Raw genomic sequence first — 894 nt, 5'->3', positions numbered from 1 at the left:
GATCCAGGTCGGCTCGGTGGCCGTGGGCGGTGACGCGCCGGTGTCGGTGCAGTCGATGACGACGACGCGCACCTCGGACATCGGCGCGACCCTCCAGCAGATCGCCGAGCTGACCGCCTCCGGCTGCCAGATCGTCCGTGTGGCCTGTCCCACCCAGGACGACGCCGACGCCCTCCCGGTCATCGCGAGGAAGTCCCAGATCCCGGTGATCGCGGACATCCACTTCCAGCCGAAGTACGTCTTCGCCGCGATCGAGGCCGGCTGCGCCGCGGTCCGTGTGAACCCGGGCAACATCAAGCAGTTCGACGACAAGGTCAAGGAGATCGCCCAGGCCGCCAAGGACCACGGCACCCCGATCCGCATCGGTGTGAACGCGGGCTCTCTGGACCGCCGCCTGCTCCAGAAGTACGGCAAGGCCACCCCGGAGGCGCTCACCGAGTCCGCCCTGTGGGAGGCGTCCCTCTTCGAGGAGCACGGCTTCCGGGACATCAAGATCTCGGTGAAGCACAACGACCCGGTCGTCATGGTCGAGGCCTACCGCCAGCTCGCCGCCCAGTGCGACTACCCCCTCCACCTCGGCGTCACCGAGGCCGGTCCCGCCTTCCAGGGCACCATCAAGTCGGCCGTCGCCTTCGGCGCCCTGCTCTCCCAGGGCATCGGCGACACCATCCGGGTCTCCCTGTCCGCCCCGCCGGTCGAGGAGATCAAGGTCGGCATCCAGATCCTGGAGTCGCTCAACCTGCGCCAGCGCGGCCTGGAGATCGTCTCCTGCCCGTCCTGCGGACGCGCCCAGGTCGACGTGTACAAGCTGGCCGAGGAGGTCACCGCGGGGCTGGAGGGCATGGAGGTGCCGCTGCGCGTCGCCGTCATGGGCTGTGTGGTCAACGGTCCCGG

General features: G+C 69.4%; 1 protein-coding gene. It reads left to right on the top strand.

Annotated features, from left to right (window positions below):
- Nucleotide 1: 1 nt before the first annotated feature.
- A partial coding sequence (gene ispG, locus ACY1JF_RS31900; RefSeq protein WP_462708758.1) for a flavodoxin-dependent (E)-4-hydroxy-3-methylbut-2-enyl-diphosphate synthase occupies nucleotides 2–894 on the top strand: 893 nt, incomplete at its 3' end.

Source organism: Streptomyces sp. SYSU D01066-1 (genome assembly GCF_054956795.1).
The sequence above is the reverse complement of the archived record's forward strand: the minus strand, read 5'-3'. Positions and strand labels throughout refer to the sequence as shown.